Below are 23,038 nucleotides of genomic sequence, written 5' to 3'. Positions count from 1 at the left end.
CCCGGCCGGTTTTCGCAAATCCAAGGCAGGTTTATGCCTTGGTTCCGGCCGCCCGGCCGAAAAGCCCGTTGTGCTAGTACACGTTCAGCTCGCGGATCGACCACCAGCTGCTCGCCGTGCCGGTCTGCACGATCTTGATATAGCGCGCTGTTTGGGGCGCGAACGTGGCCGTCACGACCGGTCCGCTGCCGGTGCCCATCGCCACCGGACTGCCCCAGCTCGCGCCGTCCGCCGACACATACACTTCATAGCCGCGCGCATAATCTCCGTCGCTGCCCGTCGAGTCCATGACGAGCTTGCTGAACGTCTTGGATGCCTTCATATCGATCGTGATCGACTGCCCCGGCGCCATCGCCGTGCCCGTGCTCCAGCGCGTCGCCATGCTGCCGTCCAGCAGGTTGGCCGCGATGTCGCCGCTCGACGGCGTGCTGCTCGCCGTCCAGCCCGTACGGTCCAGCGCCGCTCCCGGCGTCGGACTCGGGGACGGCGTTGGACTTGGCGTCGGCGTCGGGCCTCCGCCTGCCGTGCCGTACACGTTCAGCTCGCGGATCGACCACCAGCTGCTCGCCGTGCCGGTCTGCACGATCTTGATATAGCGCGCTGTCTGGGACGCGAACGTGGCCGTCACGACCGGTCCGCTGCCGGTGCCCGTCGCGACCGGACTGCCCCAGCTCGCGCCGTCCGCCGACACGTACACTTCATAGCCGCGAGCATAATCGCCGTCGCTGCCCGTGGAGTCCATGACGAGCTTGCTGAACGACTTGGACGCCTTCATGTCGATCGTGATCGACTGCCCCGGCGCCATCGCCGTGCCCGTGCTCCAGCGCGTCGCCATGCTGCCGTCCAGCAGGTTGGACGCGGCGTCGCCGCTCGACGGCGTGCTGCTCGCCGTCCAGCCCGTACGGTCCAGCGCCGCTCCCGGCGTCGGCGTTGGTGTCGGAGTTGCCGTCGGCGTTGGTGTCGGCGTTGGTGTCGGCGTTGGTGTCGGCGTTGGTGTCGGAGTCGCGCTTGGAGCAGGCGTCGCCGAGCCGTTGCCGGCCCATTCCGTCAGCGTCTGGCGCATCGCCTCGGCCGGCGTGTTGGCGTACACGCGGCCGCCGATGTTGTTGACGATATGCGTAATCTCGCTGCCTGCCGTGCCGGAGAGCCAGATCGTCGTCATGTTGTGGAATTTCACGCCCGGCGCGTTCGGCGCCTCGATGGCGCTGCCCAGCTTGACGGCCGCGTCGCGGAAGTAGGAGTAGATGCCGAGCCCCCACGCCTCGTGGCTCGTCACGCCGTCTCCGACCTTGTAGGAGGCATAGCCGTTCACGGCGCCGCCGCCGCTTTTCCAGGAAGCCTGGTTCGGGACGTCGTACGGAATCTCGGACTGGTAGAAGTACAGCCGCCCGCCGTTGCCGTTCCACACCGTCTGGTACTCGTTGTGATGCTCGTTGAACAGGCCGTACAGCGTAACGTCGGTTCCGTTGACGACGAGCCCGTTCTTGGAGACGTTGGACGTCCAGCCCGCTCCGGCGCCGTGGTCCGCCCGCCAGATCCAGAAATGGTCGCCGATGACGTCGCTGCTGTTGATGCGCAGGCTGACCTCGTTGCGTCCGTTCGATCCTCCGCCAGTGCGGAACGTCAGGTCATGGAGCGACGTCGGATTGGCCTGGTGGCGGGCGGCGCTGCCCTGCGGGCCGACCTCCAGCAGCACCGGCGAGCTCGCCGGGCCGGCGTCGAACATGAGCCCGGCGATCTTCACCCCGTCCACGTCGGCGACGCTCATCGCCGCCAGGCCCGTATCCGGCACGAGCGTCGGGATGCCGATGCCGAGCACGACCGTATTGGCGGAGGTGATCCGGATCGTATCGTTCAGATGATAGATGCCCGGCGTGAACAGCAGATGCTTGCCTTGAGCGAGCGCGGCGTTCAGCGCGGCTGCGGTAGCGCTTTCAGGACGCGCGATGTAGAACTGTCCGATCGGAATCGACTGGCCCGGCGTCGAGCCGGCCGCCCAGCTGACGCCCTGCGTGCCGCTTTGCAGCGCGGGCACGAACACCTGATACTGGCCGTTTCCGTCCACATACAGATAAGGCTTCTCGCGGATGAGCGGCGTCGTCGGCACGACCGTGTAGGGCGGATCGGGAAAGCTGGCGGCCGGCGCGTTTTTGCTGCCGACGAACACCATGTTCCAGACGCCGTTCGTCCACTCGCCCCACTCGCTGTTGCGGGAAAACCACTGCTGCTGCGACGCAGGCACGATCTTGCCGTCGACCCTGGAGTCGGCGAGGAAGCCGCCGCTCGCCCAGCCGGCATTCCAGTTGGAGTCGAAGTCAAACAGGTCGAGCTCGCCCTTGACGTTCAGGCGGCGCAGCGGCGCGGCCTGGGAGACGGCGATCTGCGTCTTGCCGCTAGCCGGCGCAAGCGTCATGTTCTCGATCGCGCGCCAAAAGTTGCGCGTCGCATTGCCGTTGTCCCAGTCGGCATTGACATTCACCCCGCCGGTCACCGTCACGTCGCCGGGATTGCGTCCGAGTCCGGCGACATGCGTGTAGAAGCCGACGTTGAAGCTGACGTTGTACGTGCCCGGCTTGAACAGCAGCGCCTTGCGGCTCGTGCTGAACTCGGCCGACTCCAGCAAGCCGAAAATCGACGTCGCCGTGGCGGAGATGTCCGCCGCCGGCATGGACGGATCGAACACATAGACGTCCGGTCCGAACATCGTCGTGTTGGCGTCGCTGACCGGAGCGGCCGAGGCCGCCCCAGCCGCCAGGCCGCCCAGCGCCATCGCCGCGGCGGCCGTCAGGAACAATCGCTTCATTTTTCATCCTCCTTCGGATTGGCCTTGCTTGTTTTTTCAGGCTGGCCGTCTTTCTGTAATCGTTTTCAAAAAGGTTGTCAGCCGCCTCCTCTCTCTCCGTATCGCCGGTGCTTCTGCCCCCGCTTGGGCGGATGGCTTTTCCAGTATAAATCGCCTCCTATAGGCTGGATATGGGGTTTTTCCAAGTTCTTGAAAAAACAAACCTAACGGCTGAAGTTTGCGCCGCCGGCCGCATTCGAAAAGCCCGCCCTCGCGCCGGAAAGCGCGAAGGCGGGCTGGATCGAACGGGCCGGGAGAACCTCTGCATCCGCCCATCCGAGTCGGAAGGCGCGGCCCTTCATCCCTCCGCCGGCTCCGCAGCCGGCTCGTCGCGGCGGACCAGCACCAGCAGCAGGAATTGCAGGCCGGCCATCGCGACGAGCACGAGCGCCATGCCGGCAGGCTGGAGGCCGCCGGCGACGAGCAGCAGGATGCCGATGGAGATGACCCGCCCCGTATTGAGGAACAGCTCGCGCATGATGACGGACTCCACCCTCAGGTTGCCCTTGAGCGGCAGCGTGCCGATGAGCCGGTAATAGTAGGAGGTCAGCGTGTTGACCGCGAGCGGGTTGAAGATCGAGAACAGCATCATGAACAGCACGACCGACCAGAGCGAGACGTCGACGAGCAGCAGCGACGCTCCGATCGTGACGCCGCTGGAGGACATCAGCAGGTACTTGTGGACCTGTTCCTTTTGAGCGGAGCGGGAGATGACATAACCGGTGGCGACCGTCAGCGCGGAGAAGAAGACGCCGAGGTATCCGACCCAGTCCTCGCGCCCGACGGTGCGGAAGAGCAGGATGTTCGGCAGGAACAGCATGACGCCCTGGAACAGCCCGAACACGAGGAAGCCGTACAGCGCCAGCAGCCAGCGCCGGTTCTTGCCCATGAGCAGCCCCATCAGCTTCAGGTAGTAGGTCCGGTGCCGGTCCGGCTTGAACGGGATGCGGAAGCTGACGGCCGCCGCGACGACGAACATGAGGAAGGCGAGGGCGAAGATCACGATATAGCCCTGCAGCCCCTCGCTGCGGCGGATGATGAAGCCCGCGAGCGCAGGCCCGGCGAGTCCGGCCGAGTTGAAGCAGATCATGTTGAACGCGAGGTAGCGGATCCGGTTGGCCTCGGTCGAGACGTCGTACTGGAGCACGAGGTAGCCGACCCAGTAGAAGCCCGACGAGATGCCGTTCAGCAAGGCGAAGAGCACGAAGAACTCGGCGACGTTTTCCTGGGCGATGACGACGAGCAGGTAGAAGACCGCGATCATGACGATGCCGAGCCGGTACGCGACCATCCGGTCCTTGCGCTTGGCGAGCCAGCCGCCGAGCGCGAAGGCCGCCGGCGTGATGCCGAAGCTGATGATGTTGTACATGCCGTTCACCGCCAGGCTTTCCGTCAGCCGCCACAGATACAGGTTGAGGAACAGCCCCGACATCGACGCTCCGAACTGGAAGCAGCTGTGGATGATCAGCGAGACGACCGCGTCGCGGCCGAGCCTTCTTTCCGGCGGAAGCACCGCGCGTGCGGGGAGCCTCCACCTTAGCCTTGAGCCCATTTCTTCTCTTCCTTCCGTCTCTCCCGCCGCTCGCCGGCCCTCTGCCGGACGGGCAGGATTGGTGTCAGGACGGATTATAGCACCGCCTGCCCAATTTGTCCCGCTTTCTGCGCCTGCCCTGTCCATCTATCGCCTTCTAGCATCTATTGATAGAAAGCTGAACGAGGAGGGACATCCGATGATGACGCTTTCGGAACTGAAAGGACCCTACGACGCGATCTACAGCCTCGGCCACAACTGCCTGCCGGGCGTGCAGCTGGCCAAGAACGGCCTCCGGCGCTACTCCGGGCCGATCGACTGGATGGGCTCCCCGCTGCTGAGCGGCGTCTCGCGCGCCTTGCAGGAGCGCTTTGCGAGCTTCATGGAGCTGCGCAACCTGAGCGTCACCGGCATCGATCCGAACGCCGGCTGCTATCTCGTGTACGATCCGGCCTACCACATCGTATCCAACCACGATTACCCGGTGCGTGCCGACCATGCGGAGGCGCTGCTTCCCTATCCCGAGGTGAAGGCCAAGCTCGACCGGCGCGTCGACCGAATGCTCGGCAAGCTCTCCGGCAGCAGCCGCATCCTGCTCGTGCGCACCGAGGGCAGCTATCCGGAGCTGTTCGAGCTGCAGCTCGTGCTGCGCTCGCTCGTCGGCGCGACGTTCGCCGTGCTCTACGTGCAGCATGGCGATACGGAGGGCATCGTCGACCTCGGCTGGCGCATCCCCCATGTGTGCGCCGTGCAGATCCCCCGCGTCCCCGACATGTTCCATGACAATGATGGAATCTGGCGCGAGCTGCTGGACGGGATCTATCACGTCTAGAGGTCTCGCGCTGGCGCGAGCTGCTGGACGGGATCTATCACGTCTAGAGGTCTCGCGCTGGCGCGAGCTGCTGGACGGAATCTATCATGTCTAAAGGTCTCGCGCTGGCGCGAGCTGCTGGACCAGCAAAAATCGATGTAGCTTCACGCGCTAACGACGCGTCAAACGCTTAGAAGCCTGGTTTTCGACTTTCCGACCAGCTAACGACGCCTCAGACGCTTACAAGTCACCAGGACCGTTATTTAGGCCGATTGGACTTCATTTTCCGCCTCTAAGCGTCTCACGAGTCGTTACGGTATGGAGAGAGCCGAAATCAGCGCTCTAGCGAGCTGATTCGTCGTTAGCTCCATGGACGACTTCGCTATTGGCTTCACAATCGAGAAGCAATCAGCTTCTCAACCGGCTTCTCAACCGAAGCTGCAGCCGCTGCGCAACCGGCAGCAGGCGCGCTTCGCTATCCCAAACTTGAAAACGCGCCAAAGCGGCGGGGCAGACGCCTCGCCGCTTTTTTCCATTCTCTCTACTTTATGCCTTGCCCTGCTTGCCTTGCCCTGCTTGCTTGGCGCTGCCTTGCGGAGCTAGTCGTTGCCGACCTCGCCGCACGCCGTCCTGACCATTGCCGCCCTTTTGGCTGCCGCCCTGACGGACCTCCTCCTGCTCCTCCTCCGACTGCCGGCCCGGGTCCGCCCTCATACGAGGCTCCATCCGCCGGAGTCGAGGTCGATCGTCAGCGTCCGTCCCGACCCGAGAGATTGGACCTGCAGCGAGCCTTGGCGCTCCTCGAAGGCGAACAACGCGCGCCATCCGCCGCGCAGCCCAGAGGCAGCGACCGCTGCTTCCGCTGCCGGCGCCTCTGCGCCTGCGGCTCCCGCTCCCGCAAGCTCCGCCCCTGCGGCTCCCGCCGTTTTCGGCGCGGCGCTGGAGCCGCCTCCTGCTCCAGCATCCGCCCCGACCGCCTCTCCCGGCGCTCCGAAGACGGCGGAGGCGAGCCAGAATATCCCCGGCTCGTGGCTCGAGCGCAGCATCGGGATGAACGTGCGCGGATGCAGCACATTCGTATTCGCCTGCGCCTGGATCAGCTCGCCGCTCCGCTCGCCGCCCGCGAGCAGCGCCTCGATCGCCACGGCTCCGCCTGCGCCCGAAGCGGCCGCCAGGCCCGGGCCCTGCTCGGCCTGCGGGTCGGCGAGATCCCGCCGCAGCGCGAAGCCGCCCTCGGCCGCGTCCAGCGGCCTGGCGCTTTCGATGCGGTGAATCCGCATATGCCAGGGCAGCCCCGCGACCAGCCAGGTGCGGATCTCGACGTCATGCCAAGGCTGCCAGCGCGCGTACAGGAACTCTCCGTCCACCTGCGACTCCTCGTTGCGCCGGCGTACCCGGTAGAGATTGTCCCGCTCGGACAGCGCCAGCATCGAGTCGAACGCGCCTTGGGCGAGCCCCCACTCCGCGCGCGGCACGCTGAAGCCGAAGACGGTCGAGTAGGCGAACTTCTCGTACTTGGCCGACGCATGCGTATGCTCGTTCGTTCCCGGATGGCCCGCGTTGAACGCCGCCACATGGCGGCCGCCGGCAGCGCGGCTCAGCACGAGGCGCGCCGGCCGCTGCGGACGGATCGCCTCCAGCGCAGGCAGCGCCAGCTCCTCGGCCGTCCAGAACGGATGATCCTGTGGCAGCGCCAGCGGCAGGAACGACTTGAGCGCCCAGTACGGCGAGCCCGGGGCGTTGTAGTTTTCGGCCATGACGAGGTTCGGATACGCGTACCCGATCGTCAGCACGCCGTCCGGTCCGAAGATCGGCTGCCGCAGCCACCAGCGCAGATGGCGCAGCAGCAGCCCTTTCATGACGCCCCACGGCAGCGCCTCGACGCCCGCATAGGCCAGCGCGCCCCAGAAGGCGGCCTGCGAGAAGCGGTACGACAGGCTCCGGCCGTACGGCAGCGCCGCGCCGTCCGCATCGAACCAGTGGACGAAGTCGAGGGCGAAGGCCGCGGCGCGCTCCCGGTATTTCGCCGAACGCTCCGGATCCTCTTGTCCCATCAGCACGCTGTAGAACAGGCCGTAATAGTGGAACGCGAACGGCACGTAGTAGTCCGCATGGGCGCCCGCGCCGTCCGCATACCAGCCTTCGCCCAGGTAGAAGGCGTCGATCCGGTCCAGATTGCGCTCCACGAGCGCCTCGTCCCAAGGAAGGCCGAGCTTGCGCAGCGCGAGGTTGACGATGACGGGGAAAAACAGCCAGTTGCAGTCCCAGACGGGATGTCCGCTCAACGAGGACAGCCAGGCGGCGACGCGCTGCTTGTCCGCCTCGGACAGCGGCTCCCACAGCCGCTCGGGCGCAAGCGCGAGCGCGAAGCCGAACGCGGCCGTCTCGACCATCTTCTGGTCGTAGTCGGCGAAGTCGCCCCAGTAATCGGGATGGGCGGGATCGGTGCCGGAGCGGAAGCCCCGGACGCAGCGCTCCGCCCAGTCCCGATCGTCCGCCGCCAGCTCCGAGCCGCGCTGTCCCGCAAGCAGGGGCGCCACGCCCCACAGCACGCGCGAGAAGCCTTCGAGCTGCGACACCTCGGGCGCGTAGCTCGCGCCGGTCGCTCCCAGCCGCAGCCGCGCGCCGCCTTCGCTGTAATGGGGCCGCAGCGGGGCGATCAGCTGGCGGACCGCCTCCTGCAGTTCGGCTCTCGTACGCAGCGGATTGTCCGCCGCCGGATGCCGGATCGATCCATGCATGACGGCCGCCCCCTATTCCCAGCCGATGACGTCGGCGCCGCGCAGGCGGGCCAGCGCCTCGACGAAGAAATAATCGCCGTAGATGAGCGGCACGTCGAGATGCTTGCGCTCGGGATAGTGGCTCGTGCCATGTCTCAGCAGCCCCTCCTCGGCCGGATCGTCCCAGGCGCCGCAGCGTTCGTCGAGCGCCCGCAGTAGGCGGACGCCCGCGCGCCAGTACGACGCGCTCTCGGCCGGCGGCACGAGGCCCGCGAGCAGCAGCAGCCCCGACGCCGCGCAGCTGCCGGCCGAGCTGTCGCGCAGATGCAGCGTGTCCTCCGGCGCGCGGAAGTCCCAGTGCGGCACCCCGTCCTCGGGAAGCTGGGACAGGAAATAGTGGGCCACGCGCTTGGACGCGTTCAAATAAGGCTCGCGGCCGGTATGATGATAGGCGAGAGCCAGGCCGTACAGCGCCCAGGCCGTTCCGCGCGACCAGCCGGATTCCGGCGACCAGCCCTGGCCGCCGAGCGCCTCGAGCGCCTCGCCCGTCTCGGGATCGAAGCGGACGATGTGGCGCACCGAGCCGTCCTCGCGTACGAAATGCTTCACGACCGTATCCATATGGGCGTTCGCCGCATGGCGGTAGCGCGGATCGCCGCTCTCGCGGGAAGCCCAGTAGAGCAGCGACGTGTTCATCGAGCAGTCGATGATGGCCAGTCCCGCGTTGTCGTCGCCCTCGAACCAGGGATTCCAGGCGCGGATGTAGCGTCCCTGCAGATTGAAGCGCCCCATCAAATACTGGGCCGCCTTGAAGGCGCGGCGGCGCGAGTCCTCCGCACCGGTCCGCTTATAGCGATAGACGCTCGTCGGCACCCACATGAAGCCGAGATCGTGGTCGAGCTTGTCGTAGCCGTCCAGCACGGCGTCGAGCCGCTCCTCGCATCGCTCGGCGATCTCCCTCAGCTCCGGAGCGCGCCCGCCCTCGTCGAGCAGCAGCAGCATGCCGGGCCAGAAGCCTGCCGTCCACCAATGCGGCGCTTCCAGCCCGTACGAGCCGCCCTGGCTCGCATGCGGGAATTCCGCGCCGATGCGCCTGCTGACGCGGAGCGTCTTGGCGAGCGCCCTTTCCCATGCCGCTTCCGCCCACTTCGCTCCCGCCTTGTGCTCGATATCCGCCATCGTCTCGTTACCCATCCTCTCGTTCCCCCTTTGTCATCTGCCGCTTCGCCGCGATCGTTCCTTCCGCCGGCCGCGCGGCCGGCAAAGGCACCCTCATCGTCACCGACGTTCCTCGTCCCGGGGACGAGTCTGCCTCGATCGCGAACCCTTCGCCATACATGAGCCGCATCCTTTCGCCGACGTTCGACAGGCCGATGCTCGCCTCCGCAGCCGACGCCTCCTGCGGACGCGGCTCCTCGAGGCGGCGCCGGAGCCCTTCCAGGCTCGGCTCGTCCATGCCCGCTCCGTCGTCCTCGACGCGCAGCAGCAGCCGCGCGCCGCCGGCCTCCAGCCGCGCCTCCACGCGCACCGTCCCTCCGCTGCGGCTGAGGCCGTGGAGGAGCGCATTCTCTACGAGCGGCTGCAGGATGAAGCGCGGCACCGGCACGAGAAAAGCGTCCGCGTCGATGTCCAGGACAAGATCGGCTCCCTCCTTCTGCCGCAGGTTCATGAGCTCCACATAATGCCGCAGCAGCTCGATCTCCTCATGCAGCGTGATCGCGGCCTCCTCCCGGCTGATCGTCATCCGCAGCAGCCGCGACAGCGAGGAGATCATCTTGGCGCTGTCGGCGTCGCCGGAGCGCAGCACCTTCATCCGGATCGAGTTCAGGACGTTGAACAGGAAATGAGGGTTGATCTGCGCCTGCAGCATTGCCAGCTCCGCCAGCCGCTTGCGCGCCTGGCCGGCCGAGATTTCCCGGATCATGTCCTGCACGCGGTCGAGCATCTGGTCGAACAGGATGCCGAGCCGTCCGATCTCGTCCGGCCCGCGCACGCCCGTCCGCATCTCCAGATTACCTCGCTGCACGGCGCTCGCCGCCTTGCCGAGATGGACGAGCGGATACGTCAGCCGGCGGATGATGCCGACGAGCAGCGCCAGCATCGCGACGAACAGCAGCAGCTGCGCCAGGAAGACGCGGTTGAAGATCTGGCTGATGTTGGCGATCGCCTCCTTGTAGGGCTGGACGGAGACGAGGCTCCAGCCGTTGATGCCAAGGCGCATCTCCGTCACGAGCCGCTTTCCGCCGTCCTCGCGGACGACGACCGATGCTGGGACGCCTGCATCGGCCGGCCGGACTCTGGCGAGCTGCGCGGAGCCGATGTCGCTCAGCTCCGGTCCCGACAGCACGGTGCCTTCTTCGTCCACGAGCAGCACCCGGCGCTCCTGCGCCACTTTTTCGAACTGGACGCGCAGCCGGCTCTCCATCGTCGTCACGACGACATAGCCGTAGATCGTCGAGTCGTCGAGCCGAAGCGTGCGCGCGACGCTCAGCTGGTACGGGCTGTTCTTCTTTTCGTACAGGAACACGGTCGGAGACGTCGGAATCCAGTAGCTCTGCAGGCCGATGAACGACTGCAGCTCCCCGAACCAGGCCTCCTCCCGGAACCGCCGGGGATGGAACTCGTCGGTCGAGTAGTTGGTGAACACCGTGCCGTCGGTGAGCAGGATGCTGATGTAGCTCCGGTCCCCGACGGCGCTCAGGCTCTCCAGCTGCTGCAGGATGCGGCTGCCGGCCGCGAACTTCCCGACCGGATCGGGCTGCTCGGACCCGAAGCGCACGTACCGCTTGAAATACCCCGTCATGTCCGGATTGAGCTGGATGTGGTTGGCGATCGTCAGCATGTCGCCGAGCTGCGTCTCGATGGAAGCCCCGGTCAGCTTCATCGCGTTCTCCGCATTCGCGATCGCCTGGCGCTGCACCGCGTCCTCGGCAAGCGAGCTGAACAGCAGCAGCGTCAGGAGCGCCGGCGCCAGCACGCAGACGACGACCGCAACCATCAGCTTGCCGCGGATCGATCGGAAGCCCGGCAGCCTCCCGAAGCCGCCCTTCACGCCCGGCCGCCTCCGCCGGCCTGGCCGGCGCCCGCCGTGCGGTACTCCATCGGCGTCGCTCCCGCGTGGGACCGGAACGTCTTGATGAAGTAGCTCAGGTTGTCGTAGCCGAGCTTCTCGCCGATCTCGCCGACGGACAGCGCCGTATGCTCCAGCAGCTCCCGCGCCCGCTCCATCTTCTCGACCGTCACATGCTCGATGAACGTGCGCCCCGTCTCCTTCTTGAACAGCCGGCTGAAATAGCTCGCGTTGAGATGCAGCTGCCCGGCCACCTCCTCGAGCGCGATCCGCCGCTCCAGGTTCCGCGAAACGTAGCGGCAAGCCTCGGCCACCTCCGGCCGCGGCCCCGTTCCGCCTCGCTTCGGCGCGCTCGGGTAGTAGGCGTCGAGCCGCTCCGCCGTCCACTGCTCCAGGCTCCAGAGCGAGTCCGTCTCCACGATCTCCCGGTGCATCCGGTCGGCGCTGGGCGCGGCTCCGGCATACGGAATGCGCCGCAGGCCGAGCCTCAGATCGAGCAGCAGCTTCAGCATCCACTCCTTGACGGCATGCTCCGGATGCCGCTCCGCGCGGATGACGTCGATCCAGCGCCGCAGCGCCAGCCTGCGGGCGCCGGGATCGGGGCTGGCGACCGCGTCGCGGATTTCGGTCCGCGCCTCGTCGTAGCGGCTGAACAGATCCCCGCGTCCGGGCGCGACGGGCGTCAGCCGGGCGATCTCCCTTTCTTCAAGGTAGAAGCGCTGCTCGGTCGCCGCGAGCAGCTCCTTCATCCCCCGCCGCAGCTCCTCCGGGGTGCCCGCTCCCGTGCCGATGAGAGCGGCGAAGCGCACGCCCAGCACCCGCTCCAGCTCCCGCTGCAGGCGGACCAGCGTCTCCTCCGCCGCGCCGACCGGGCGGCTGTGGATGCCCCGCCGGAACGGAAACAGCAGGAACGTATGGCGCTGGCCGTAGCCGACATGGATCGCTCCCTCATGCTGGAGCAGCTCGCCGAGCACGTTGCCGATCGCAAAGTGAAGCGTCTGCTCGGAGGAGAAGCGCTCCTTGAGCCGCTCGTAGCTCTCCGTGCAGACGAGCGCCGGCAGCACATGCTCCCCTCCGCGCAGCAGCCCGTAGGCGGCCGCTTCCTGCTGCCACTGTCCGGAGCTGAGCAGCGGCTGCTGGATGAAGCTGCGGAAAAACTTCTCCTTGCCGAGCTCGCCCGCCTCCCGCATCACCTGCTTCATCCGCGTCTGCTCCCAGTCTGTCTCGAGCTTCGCGTCGAGCGCCTGCTTGAACTTGCGCAGCACCTCCTTGAGGTCGGCCGGGTCGAGCGTGTCCTTGACCAGATACTCCTGCACGCTCAGCCGCATCGCCTGGCGGGCGTAGTGGAAATCCGAATGGCAGGAGAGGATGGCCACGCACAGTCCGGGATGCCGCTCCTTCATCCGGCGGCACAGCTCGAGCCCGTCCATCCGGGGCATGCCGATGTCGGTCACCAGCACGTCCGGCATGTCCCGCTCGGCATGCGCCCAAGCGGCGGCTCCGTTCTCGTACGCTCCGCAAAGCTCGAAGCCGAGCTCCGTCCAGTCGATCGCCTCGGACAGCAGCTCCAGCACGGGATAGTCGTCGTCGGCCAGCAGCACCTTGTACATCCGAGCCCCTCCCCTCCATCAAGGAAAGGGAAACGGGCAAGGGGCCGAGTCCCCTGCCGCTTCCCCGCTTCGTTAGTTTTTGTTCGCGGCGATGATCTCGTCGACGCGTTTCTTGGAAGCTTCGATCGTCTTGTCGATATCCTGGCTGCCCAAGATGAGCTTTTCATACTCCTCGTTCAGCGCTTTGTACACCTCGCTCTGGTACGTGGCCGGCGCGATGATCTGGGACGCCTTGGATTCCAGCATGACCGTGACGAGCGACTCCTTGTCGACGAGCTCCGGATTTTTCGTGCCGGAAAGGATCGTGTCGATCGTCGCGCTGACGTCTTCCGTCTTGACTCCGTTCCAGGCCGGGATGTTCTTGCCCTGCACGACCTGGCCTTCCGTCGTGTACCAGCGCACGAACTCATACGCCTCCTGCTGATGCTTCGACTTGCCGTAGACGGCGACGTAGTCGGTCGTCACCGGCGTCAGGCCGTTCTCGTCGGCCGCGTTCGTTTTCGGGAACGGCGCGACCGCGACGTTGAACGTCAGCGGCACCTTGTCCGTGCCGCCGATCTCCGTGTTCATCCAGGAGCCGATCGGGATCATGCTCGCCGTCTGGTTGAAGAACTGGTTCCGGTAGGCCAGCTTCTGAGAGATCATGTCCGCGTAAGGAACGGTCGACTGATCCTCCTTCTCCATCCGCACGCGCAGCTCGAGCGATTTGCGGAAGTTCGGGCTGTCGAGGTTCGACGTGCCGTCTTCCTTCAGGAAATCCGCGCCCTCCGGCTGGTTCTCCATGGCGATTTTCAGGAACTCCATCCAGCCGCCGTTCTGAGGACCGTGGAAATAGGCGCCGTAACGCTTCGACGGGCCGTCGCCCTTCGTCAGCGCCTTGGCATAATCGGCGAACTCGTCCCAGGTCCACTCGGTCGGAACGTCGAGTCCCGCCTCCGCGAGATGATCCTTGTTGAGCAGCACGTACCACGGGTTGAACTTGCCCGGCAGCGCGTACACCTTGCCGTTCAGACGGGTGTCGACCTTGTACTCCTCTTCGAGCTTGATGCCTTCCTTGGCGATGAAGTCGTCGAGCGGAGCGGCCATGCCGAGCGCCACCCGCTGCGCGTAGCCGGCCGGATCGGAGAACATCAGCACGTCGATCTGCTCGTCGGAGGCGGCCGCCAGGTCCAGCTTCTTGAACGCTTCCTGCGTATCGCCCTTCTCGCTCAGCTGCACGAGCTCGATCGAGACGCCGGGCTTCTTCTCCGTATAGGCGGCGAGCGTTTTTTGCCAATTATAAGCCTCTTCCGTGCCGTACGTATAGAGCCGCAGCTGGACCGGATCGCCGCTCGCGCCCGCCTGGCCGTCGTTGCCTGCGGCGGCCTGGCCTCCGTTGCCGCCGGCGTCCCCGTTGCCGCAGCCGGACAGCAGTCCGGCGACGAGCGCCCCTGCCAGCACGGTCGTCATCCAAGGTTTCGTTCTTGCCATATGCATTCCCCTCTCCGTTCTCGTTGGCTTGCTTCTTCATTATAGAAGCCGGCGCTCGCCGCCAATGTCGTTATCTTGACCGGAACTAGCGGCATTTTTACTTTTTTGGTTCCGTTTACATCCCCGGCCTCAGCCTTTGACGCCGCCCGTGGCGATGCCTTCGATGACGCTCTTCTGGCCGAGGATGAACACGATCAGCAGCGGCAGAATCGCCGAGACGGCCGCCGCCATGATGAGCGAGTAGAACTGGCCGCTCATGGAGGTGAACTTCTGCATCGCGAGCGGGATCGTGAACAGGGAATCGCTGCGCAGGAAGATGAGCGGGTTCTGGTAGTCGTTCCACGTCCAGATGAAGCGCAGGATGGCGTAGGTGGCGACGGCGGGGCGGACGAGCGGCAGCGCGATCGACCCGAACGTGCGCGGATGGCTCGCGCCGTCGATCTTCGCCGATTCGATCAGCTCGTTGTGCACCCCCATGAAGAACTGCCTCAGCATGAACGTGCCGAGCACGCTGAACGAGCCGAGCAGGATGAGGCCGAGATGGCTGTCGAACAAGCCGATGCGGCGGTACAGGATGAACTGCGGCACGAGGATCGCCTGATGCGGGACCATGTAGGTGGCGAGCACGATCAGGAACAGCGGCCCCGCCGCCTTGAAGCGGATTTTGGAGAAGCCGTAGGCGGCCAGGCTCGACACCGCCACCGAGATCGCCGTCGTGATCAAGGCGACCTGGATGGAGTTGAGATAGTAGCGCCAGAACGGATAGGAGCCGGCCCACACCTCCGAGTAGTTTTGGACGGCGTTCCATTGCTTCGGAATCCACTGGATCGGATAGACGAACACTTCCGATTCCGGCTTGAACGACGTCACGAGCATCCAGACGAACGGCAGCAGGAACAGGAGGCTGAGGACGAGCAGCGCGGCGGTCAGGATGCCTTTTTTCCAGCTGAATGCGGCGGCGGTTTCCGTCACTTGGTCTTCCCTCCCTTAATAATTGACCCATTTTTTCTGGGCGGCCCACTGGCCGAGCGTGATGAGCAGCACGAACGCGAACAGCACGACGGCAATCGAGGAAGCATAGCCGACCTTCAGGTTGACGAAGGCGGTGTCGTACAGGTACCAGACCATCATCGAGGTCGAGCCGATCGGCCCGCCCTGCGTCGTGACGGCGATGATGTCGAACACCTTGAACGTGCTGATGACGCCGGTGACGAGCAGGAAGAAGGACGTCGGCGACAGCAGCGGCACCGTGATTCGGGCGAACCTGACCCAGCCGCTCGCGCCGTCGATCTCCGCCGCCTCGTACAGGTCGCGCGGGATCGACTGCAGGCCGGCCATGTAGAGGATCAGGTTGAAGCCGATCGACGTCCAGACGACGATGAGCATGATCGAGGGGAGCGCGTAGTTCGGATCGGCGAGCCAGCCCGGCGGCTGGCTGACGCCGAGCGCGCGCAGCATCTGGTTGACCGGTCCGTTCGATGGATGGAACAGCACCTGCCAGACGACCGCGACGGCCACGATGTTGGAGATGTAGGGCATGAAGTACGCGACCTTGAAAAAGCCCTTCATATACACATGGCGGTCGATGACGACGGCCAGGATCATCGAGATCGCCATGTAGACCGGGACGGCGAGCAGGAAGATGACGTTGTTGCGGACGGATCGGAGGAACAGGTCGTCCCGCAACAGCTTGTCGAAATTGTCCAGTCCGATCCACTTGATGCCGTCCCAGCCCTGGACGAAGTTCCAGTCCGCCAGGCTGAGGACAAACGTGGCTACGATTGGCAGCAGCACGAGCACCGTCACGCCGAGCAGCATCGGACTGACGAACAGCCAGCCCCACAGCTCCTCCCCCCGGCTTCTTCTCCGCGCCTTCGAGGGCGGGGCGGCGGCTTCGACCGCCGCGCCGCCAGTCGTCGTTGCTTTCATGAGGTCCACCTCGCCTTTGCACGATGGACGGCCATCCCGGCCGCATGCTCCCGGGATGGCCGCCTCCTCGTTCCAGTATAGGAAAAGCCCGCGCGTCGCAGTGACGGTATTTTGATCTCGTTCACGCTCATTTTGACTGCTTGCGCAAGCGGCGGAAACGAAACAAGCAGCAGCCGGAGGACGGCTGCTGCAGGCAAGTCTCGGATGGCTTCCGCAGGCGGACGAGTCAGCGCTCCGGCGACTCGACTCCTACGGCAGGAAGCGCAGCGACAGCGAAATGGACGCGGACGAAGCTGCCGCGTCGACAGGGGCCGCCGTCTCGAAGGCCAGGCGGACGTACGTTTCCTCCAGCCCGGAGTGGTTCGAGAACGAATGCCTCTCGATGCGGAGCCGGAGCGAGCCTGGGAGCCAACATATCCGCATCCGGCGCCGGTTCCCATGCAGCAGCAGGCTGCCATCCTCCTGCCCGAGCGGCTCGCAGCGGGTGATCAGCGCCGTCGCGAGCAGCGGCACGCCGTCCGGCCGCGCCGCGCCGGCGAGCTCCGGCAGGCGGAGCTCGTCGGTCAGCTCCAGCTCGGGCAGCTCCTGCTTGCGCCAGCGGAGGCGGCGGGTCAGCGAGGCGCCGGGAGGCAGCGCGTAGGCGGCGGCCAGCTCCAGGCGCAGCCGGTCCTCGGCGGCGCCGGCCTCCGCCTCCAGGATGCGGGCGAAGCGCTCCCTGCCCGGCAGCTGGGAGAGGCCGAGCGGCGACGGCAGCGAGTGTCCGTGCGCCCCGGTGCAGGCATAGCCGTACCGCTCCGGGCCGAAGTAGGCGGCCGTGTACTCGCCGCTCCCGAGATCGGCGGCGAAGTCCGGCTCTCCCTCCTCGACGAGCAGGAAATGGCCGAGGTCGAGATGGTTGTGCGGCTCGGTGTTGTGCCCGCCCTTGGCGGCGAAGCCGAAGCTCCCGCCGGCGCTGCGATGGCGGGAGACGAGCCAGCCGGCATCGGGCAGCAGCCAGCTGCCGCTCGGCCAGCTCTCCGGCGCCGGCGCCCCGCGCTCCGCCGGCGCCCTCCACAGCAGATTGCGCAGGGCCGGCGCGAAGCGGGCGCAAGGATCGTCGCCGAAGCGCGCCAGCACGGACGGCGGAGGCGACGGCAGGCCGGGATAGCGGCGGCTCAGATAGGCGGCCAGGCCGGGCATGGCTCGCTCATGGGGCTCGGCGTCCGAGAAATTGACGGTGCGGCTGCCGCATAGATAGGCTTTCTGCTGGAAGCCCGCGATCGCTTGCTCCTTCGGACCGTCCAGCAGATCGAGCCTGCCGCCGGTGCGCGCCCGAAGCAGATCGGCGAAATAGACATAGTAGCCGAAGCCGTACGTCCAGTAACCGATTCCTTCCAGGCAAGCTCCGTCATCCCCGAAGCCCGCGAGGTAGGCATCCATCGAGCCGAGCGCCTTGGCGACGATCCGCTCCAGCCGCGGATCGTCGGCCGGCAGCGTCAGCAGCGCCGCCGCGCCGATCGAGCCGGCGCAGACGGCCGACCAGTTATGCTCGGCCGTCTCCCAGGGATAAGGCCCCTGCTCCAAATACGGGCCGAACAGACGCCGCTCGAGCTGCCCGGCGATCCGGCGGCGCAGCGGCTCGTCCAGAGCGTCGCCGCCCAGCACGAGCAGCTCCGCCAGAGCGAAGCCGGTCTCGGACGCGAACAGGTCGATGCCGCGCTCGATCGCCTCGCCCTTCATATGCGCCGGCAGGCACCAGGTGTTCTCGCCCAGCACGGCGTCGATCGTCTGCCGCATCAGCGCCCGCGCGGAATCGCCGCCGAGGCCGAGCAGCGTCAGCAGCCCGAACGCCGTCAGCCGTCCGCGCCGCTCGAAATAGGCCGCTTCGTAGCCGAGCCTCCTGCCCTCGCGCTCGAACTCGGCATACAGCTCCTCCGTCAGCTGCGGCTCCGGCCGCTCCTGCAGGCGGGCCGCCTCGGCGCGCAGCTCGGCGATCGGCTCCGCGAGAGCGGGATCGGCCGCGATCGCGGCCCAGTCAGGCGCTTCGCCGTCCCGTCCGTAGAGGCCGGCAGCCGGATACGGCTCATAGAAGGCGATCTCCTTTTCCTTCGATCGGTCTGGCTGCAAGCGAGCACTCTCCTTTGGCGGTCCGCAGCAGCCGGCGGCGGTCCGCGAATCCATCGTTTCGATCATTTTAGCGCGAAAATGAACGGGCCGGTATCGGCTTTTTTACCCTTTTGACGGCGATATTGACTTTCGGCTCCGCCAGCGTGCCTTCTCGCGGATCGTCGAGTCCATGGCGGCCGGCGTTCTCCTACTCGATATGCGGCTCCCACTCGCGGGCTGACGCCTCGTCATACAGCAGCCGCACCCGGTCCGGCGAGCGGCCCTGCTCATCGAACAGGACGAGCCGGTTGCGCTCCTGCAGCCAGGACATCGGAATCTTGTAGTCCTCCTGCGGTCCGATCTGCCAATATCGCCCGAGGTCGATGCCGTTCAGCCAGATCGAGCCCTTGCTCATGCCTGTCAGCCGCAGCTTGAGCCTCGGGCGCAGCGTCTCCGGCAGCGACGGCGCTGCGAACTCGCAAGCATGCCAAGCCGGAGTCCCGGCGGCGGCAGCCGCTTCTTTTCCGGCCGCCCTCGCCGCACCGTCCGCCCTCGCCGCTCCGGCTTCCTCAGCCGTCGCTGCAGCCGCGCCGAGCCGGGCCGCCGCCTCCGGCCGCTCTTCTCCGATGCCGGCCATGCTCCAGCCTCCGACGCTGTCGGCGGAGCGGTAAGCCAGCAGCTCCAGGCGCGGGATCGGGGACTTGAAGTACGGCATCTCGATGACGTTGCGGCCTTGCTGCACATACGCCGACAAATCGACCGTCCGGTGAGCGAACCAGTTCTGGTAGCCCTCGAGCGGCACGATCCGGCCGTTGACGCGAAGCGGAACGGCCACGGCGCCGACGAGCAGCGCCCGGTCCTGTCCGTCCAGGCTGAACATGCGGGACAGACTCGGCTGCCCGTCGACGGCAGCGACCCGGTCCAAATGAACGGCCGCCTCCGTCTCGCCGTCATCGGCCTTCCAGCCCGCGCGCAGGTCGAGCGCCACGCCATCGACATATCCCGTGTCGAACAGCCCTTTCGGCTCGCCCAGATCGGGCGAGAAGTTCAAGCGGCCCATGTTCTGCACGAGCAGCTGCAGCCGATTGCTTCCTTGCCGCAGGGGAAGGCGGACGGCAGCCGAGCCGACCTCGCGGATCAGCGCGGCTTCGGTTCCGTTGACGAATACCCGCGCCGGATCCTCCAGCTTCGGCAGAATCAGCGTCGTCCAGCCCTCGAGCTCCCGCTCGATCTCGCAGCTGTACAGCAGATAGCCGTACGGCTGCCCCCAGCTCGTGAAGTCCCGAGGCCGATCGACTGCCATGCCGCCGATGCAGTCCAGCTCCAACGCCGCGCTCGACCAGTCCAGCAGCGCCGGAGGCTGCGGCAGGCGGGCGGCCGCACGGCTGACCGCGACCTGGAACTCCCCCTCGCCTGCGGGCGTCAGATCGACATCGTCGCAGCCGAACAGCCACCGTCCGGCGCCGAGGCGCCAGGTCCGGTCCATCTCGCTGCCGCTCAGCACGATCAGGCGCAGCGCTTCCCCGCCTATCGTCAGCTCGATCGTTTGCGGCTCGCGAAAATGGTAGAGGTCGAAGGAAACGGTTCGCCCGTCCGGACTCCAGGAGGCGAGCTGCGGCCGCTCGCCTGCGAGCCGGATCGGCTCGGCGGCGGTCAGCTCCACGAACGAGCGCAGTCCGTCGCGCGCATGGACGATCAGCGTCCGCACGCCGCCGACGGGCTCGTTGCAGGCGAGGCTCGCCGTGCTCGTCAGACGCAGCCCTCCGCCGATGTCGACGGAGACGAGCACGGGGGCGATCTCGCCGGGATGGACGATGACCGGCAGCGTCCTGCCGTCCTCCAGCGTCAGATGGAACGTCTCCCTCTCCTCTTTCCCGCTTTCGACGAGCAGCAGCTGCTGATCCCCCAGCCTCCTGCCGCGCACGTCCAGCCCTGCCGACGCCCTGACGGCGGCAGCATCCAGCGGCTCCGACTCCAGCAGGAACGGCTCGATGGCCTGCACGAGGCAGGCGATCCGCTTCGCGGCGAAATATTTCGGCGTCGTCCGGCCGTACTCGTCGAGCGGCGCATCGTAGCCGTAGGAGGTGACCATGAACACATCGCTCGCGCCGACCGTCCGGCCGCCGTATCCGGCGAAGTTCGTGCCGCCGAAAAACATGTAATGGCTGATCCCGGAAAATCCGGCCCGAATGATCTCGAGCATCCGCTTCTCATACAGCTCCGGCGTTTTTTGAATTGCGGCCGGCGCTCCCCAATGCTCGAACCATCCGCTCCAGAACTCGGTCACGATTTTCGGAGCATCCGGCTGCTTCCGGGCGAGCTTGTCAAAATGCGAATCCGCCCCGCTCCAGAAGTTCGCGCCCTCCACCGCCCCCTCTACGCCGCCGGCGCAGGTGATCAGCGGCACCTCGATGCCCCGCCGCAGCCAGCCGTCCCGCAAATAAGCCATGTATGGCCGGCTGGCCTCGTCATCGGCCAGATAGCCGTATTCATTCTCGACCTGGACGAGAATGACGGTGCCGCCGGCACCGAGCTGGCGGTCCCGGATGATTTCGCCGATCCGGTCGAAATAGATGTCCACGGCGCGCAGGAACGTCTCGTTCGCTTCCCGGAAGCGGATGCCCTCCTTGCGGCTGAGCCACCACGGGAAGCCGCCGAAGTCCCATTCGGCGCAGATGAACGGCCCCGGTCTGACGATGACCCATAGGCCGAGCTCGGCGCACAGGTCGAGGAACGCTCCGCAGTCTGCATCGCCCTCGAAGCGCCACTGCCCCTCCTCCGGTTCATGGACGTTCCAGGCGAAGTACGTGTCGATGCTGTTCATCCCCGCCAGCTTCGCCTTGACGAGCGTCTCCCGCCACTCCGCGCGCGGCATTCGAAAATAATGGATGGAGGCGCTTTGGAGGAAGACCCGCTCGCCATCGATGACAAAGCTTTTGCGGTCGAAGTCGACTCTCGACTGCCGCTGGCCGGCAGATCTGGATAAGGATAAGGATTTCATAAAGGTGTACGCCTCTTTCTGTCTGGATGGGATCGGCAGCCCGGCCGGTTACCCGACGATGCCGGACTGCTCCAGGTTTTCGACGATCCGCCGTTGCGCGAAGAAATACAGGATCAGGAGCGGCAGCAGGAAGATGAGAGCCGCCGCCTGCTTGACGGCGTCGAACGCGAACGTCGTCGCGCCCGGCACGTCGTACCAGGTGCGGACCGCGTACAGGATGTTGTTTACGTTCGCAGGAGCGAACGTCGTCGCCAGCTTGATGCTCAGGTACGGGCCATCGGGATGGAAGTAGCCGGTATAGTACGTATCTCCGTAGTTCCATACGAAAGCGAGGATTCCGACGGTCATGATCGCCGGAAGCGCGTTGGGCAGCCCGATCTTGAAGAACGTCCGATAGAAGCCGCAGCCGTCGATATAAGCCGCTTCCTCGAGCTCGGCCGGCATCCCCTTGAAAAACTGGCGGAAAATGAAGACGAACATGCTCTGCTTCACGCCGAAGCCGAGCAGCGCGATCGCGTACAGCGTATACGGCTGGTTGATCAGGTCGATCGGGCCGCCGCCGAGCGCCGAGGCGATCCCCAGGACATCGAAGTTTTTGAAGCTCAAGTATTGCGAGATGAGCAGCGACTGAGGCGGGACGACGAAGGACAGGATGACGAGCCCCATGACGGCGTTCCGGCCCCAAAAACCGATCCGGCCGAGCGAATAGCCGGCGATGGCGGACATGAAGATCTGAATCAAGGCGATCGCCGCCCCATAGGCGACGGACTGCAGCAACGGCAGGCCGTTGCCGAAGACGAGCCGCATCGCAGCCCGGAAGCTGTCTACGGACAGCTCGATCGGCACCCAGATGACGTCGGGATTGCCGAGATCCTCGAGGTTGTTGAACACGAACGGAATCAGCTTGATCAACGGATACAGGATGGCGAACCCGAGCCCGATGACAAGCGAATAGAAGAAATACCCGATGACGATGCCGCGGATCGCCTTCTTGAGCCGATAAGCCTGGACTGGATTTTTCGTCCGCGTTTCACTTTGCAGCATGGCTCAGCTTCACCACCCGGTTCATGATCAGCATCAATAGCAGCAGGTCGGCCAGCACGTTGACGAGATAAACGACCGACAAGGCGGAGCCCGCGCCGATATTGTTCTTGTTGAAGGCGAAATAATAGATTTCCGTGGAAATCGGAGACTTGAGGAACATGTCGACGAACGTATAGATCAGCGCGAACAGCGAGATGTTGCCGACCAGCGGCAGCGTAATCTTCCAGAAGATCTCGTAGCTGTTGGCGCCCTCGATCTTCGCCACCTCGTAGAGCGACGGGTTGATGGACTGCAGTCCGGCGAGGAAGATAAGCGTCTGCACGCCTGTCTGCGAGAGCAGCAGGAAGATGTTCGTCGCCAGATCCGAGATGAACATCGTAATGTCCCGGGGCAGGAACGTGTACTCCCTCAGGAAATCGAAGATCATCTCGTTGTCGATGGTGCTGTCGACGGCCGCATCGGCCACGTCCCCGCCTGTCGAGACCATGATCAGGTCGACGACGACCTTCAGTCCAAGCACGATCGGCAGGAAAAAGACGACCCTCGCCAGTCCCTGGCCCTTGAACTTCACGTTGACCAGAATCGCGCAGAACAGGCTGAAGACGACGATGACCGGCGTGTTGATGAAAATATTGACGTTCTCGTCGGAGAACACCCTCAGGAACGGCTGGCTCTGGCTCGATACCTCGACATTGAAGAGATTCGTAAAGTTGTCGAGGCCGACATACCGGAGCGCCATGCCGCCCGTTTCCGCCACGCCGACTTCATGAAAAGCGTACTTGATCGTACTGGCCAGCGGCGTGACGAAAAACAGGCCGAACCCGATCAGCCACGGCAGCACGAACACGATGCCATGGATTTTCTGCATCGTTTGGTAGGAGAGGCGCGATCTCTTCCGAATCTTTTCTGCCGCACCCGGCATGGC

At 65.6% G+C, this 23,038-nt stretch carries 14 protein-coding genes; 1 reads left to right on the top strand and 13 read right to left on the bottom strand.

The annotated features are described in order from the left end of the window. Positions 1–73 precede the first annotated feature (73 nt). Together H582_RS0104950 and H582_RS0104940 are read right to left on the bottom strand one after the other, a co-directional pair. On the bottom strand, positions 74–2,803 hold the full coding sequence (locus H582_RS0104950) for a discoidin domain-containing protein (protein WP_028597637.1): 2,730 nt from the start codon (positions 2,801–2,803) through the stop codon (positions 74–76). 337 nt (positions 2,804–3,140) lie between these two features. Beyond that, the gene (locus H582_RS0104940) at positions 3,141–4,394 is read right to left on the bottom strand and encodes an MFS transporter (RefSeq protein ID WP_028597636.1); all 1,254 of its coding nucleotides are present in this window, start codon (positions 4,392–4,394) and stop codon (positions 3,141–3,143) included. A gap of 178 nt (positions 4,395–4,572) precedes the next feature. On the opposite strand from H582_RS0104940, the gene H582_RS0104935 reads away from it, so the two are divergent. Further along, the gene (locus H582_RS0104935) at positions 4,573–5,205 is read left to right on the top strand and encodes a DUF1796 family putative cysteine peptidase (RefSeq protein ID WP_052332975.1); all 633 of its coding nucleotides are present in this window, start codon (positions 4,573–4,575) and stop codon (positions 5,203–5,205) included. A gap of 689 nt (positions 5,206–5,894) precedes the next feature. On the opposite strand, the gene H582_RS26050 is transcribed toward H582_RS0104935, so the two are convergent. The 11 genes from H582_RS26050 to H582_RS0104875 form a co-directional block, all read right to left on the bottom strand. Then, positions 5,895–7,925: a DUF2264 domain-containing protein gene (locus tag H582_RS26050; RefSeq protein ID WP_052332974.1), complete on the bottom strand. Its 2,031-nt coding sequence runs from the start codon at positions 7,923–7,925 to the stop codon at positions 5,895–5,897. A gap of 12 nt (positions 7,926–7,937) precedes the next feature. Continuing rightward, positions 7,938–9,098: a glycoside hydrolase family 88 protein gene (locus tag H582_RS0104920; RefSeq protein ID WP_240478933.1), complete on the bottom strand. Its 1,161-nt coding sequence runs from the start codon at positions 9,096–9,098 to the stop codon at positions 7,938–7,940. Then, complete coding sequence (locus H582_RS26045; RefSeq protein WP_240478932.1) at positions 9,091–10,956, bottom strand: cache domain-containing sensor histidine kinase; 1,866 nt, start codon at positions 10,954–10,956, stop codon at positions 9,091–9,093. The genes H582_RS0104920 and H582_RS26045 overlap by 8 nt, the downstream gene beginning before the upstream one ends. Beyond that, complete coding sequence (locus tag H582_RS26040; RefSeq protein WP_052332973.1) at positions 10,953–12,584, bottom strand: response regulator transcription factor; 1,632 nt, start codon at positions 12,582–12,584, stop codon at positions 10,953–10,955. Before H582_RS26040 ends, H582_RS26045 begins: the two co-directional genes overlap by 4 nt. A gap of 72 nt (positions 12,585–12,656) precedes the next feature. Further along, positions 12,657–14,054 carry an ABC transporter substrate-binding protein gene (locus tag H582_RS0104905; RefSeq protein WP_028597633.1) on the bottom strand — a complete coding sequence of 466 codons (1,398 nt, stop codon included), beginning with the start codon at positions 14,052–14,054 and terminating at the stop codon, positions 12,657–12,659. 129 nt (positions 14,055–14,183) lie between these two features. Next, positions 14,184–14,987 (bottom strand): carbohydrate ABC transporter permease, encoded by an 804-nt coding sequence (locus H582_RS0104900; RefSeq protein ID WP_043110945.1) that lies wholly within the window; start codon positions 14,985–14,987, stop codon positions 14,184–14,186. Positions 14,988–15,041: 54 nt separating this feature from the next. Beyond that, complete coding sequence (locus H582_RS0104895; RefSeq protein WP_028597631.1) at positions 15,042–15,983, bottom strand: carbohydrate ABC transporter permease; 942 nt, start codon at positions 15,981–15,983, stop codon at positions 15,042–15,044. Positions 15,984–16,232: 249 nt separating this feature from the next. Beyond that, complete coding sequence (locus H582_RS26035) at positions 16,233–18,089, bottom strand: heparinase II/III domain-containing protein (RefSeq protein WP_052332972.1); 1,857 nt, start codon at positions 18,087–18,089, stop codon at positions 16,233–16,235. A gap of 187 nt (positions 18,090–18,276) precedes the next feature. Further along, positions 18,277–21,069 (bottom strand): beta-galactosidase, encoded by a 2,793-nt coding sequence (locus H582_RS26030; protein WP_052332971.1) that lies wholly within the window; start codon positions 21,067–21,069, stop codon positions 18,277–18,279. Between the two features lie 48 nt (positions 21,070–21,117). After that, positions 21,118–22,113 carry a carbohydrate ABC transporter permease gene (locus H582_RS0104880; RefSeq protein ID WP_028597630.1) on the bottom strand — a complete coding sequence of 332 codons (996 nt, stop codon included), beginning with the start codon at positions 22,111–22,113 and terminating at the stop codon, positions 21,118–21,120. Beyond that, positions 22,100–23,035, bottom strand: a complete 936-nt coding sequence (locus tag H582_RS0104875; RefSeq protein WP_028597629.1) for a carbohydrate ABC transporter permease — start codon at positions 23,033–23,035, stop codon at positions 22,100–22,102. The genes H582_RS0104880 and H582_RS0104875 overlap by 14 nt, the downstream gene beginning before the upstream one ends. Positions 23,036–23,038: the final 3 nt, after the last annotated feature.

It is taken from the genome of Paenibacillus pasadenensis DSM 19293 (assembly GCF_000422485.1).
GTDB classification, from domain to species: domain Bacteria; phylum Bacillota; class Bacilli; order Paenibacillales; family Paenibacillaceae; genus Paenibacillus_O; species Paenibacillus_O pasadenensis.
The sequence above is the reverse complement of the archived record's forward strand: the minus strand, read 5'-3'. Positions and strand labels throughout refer to the sequence as shown.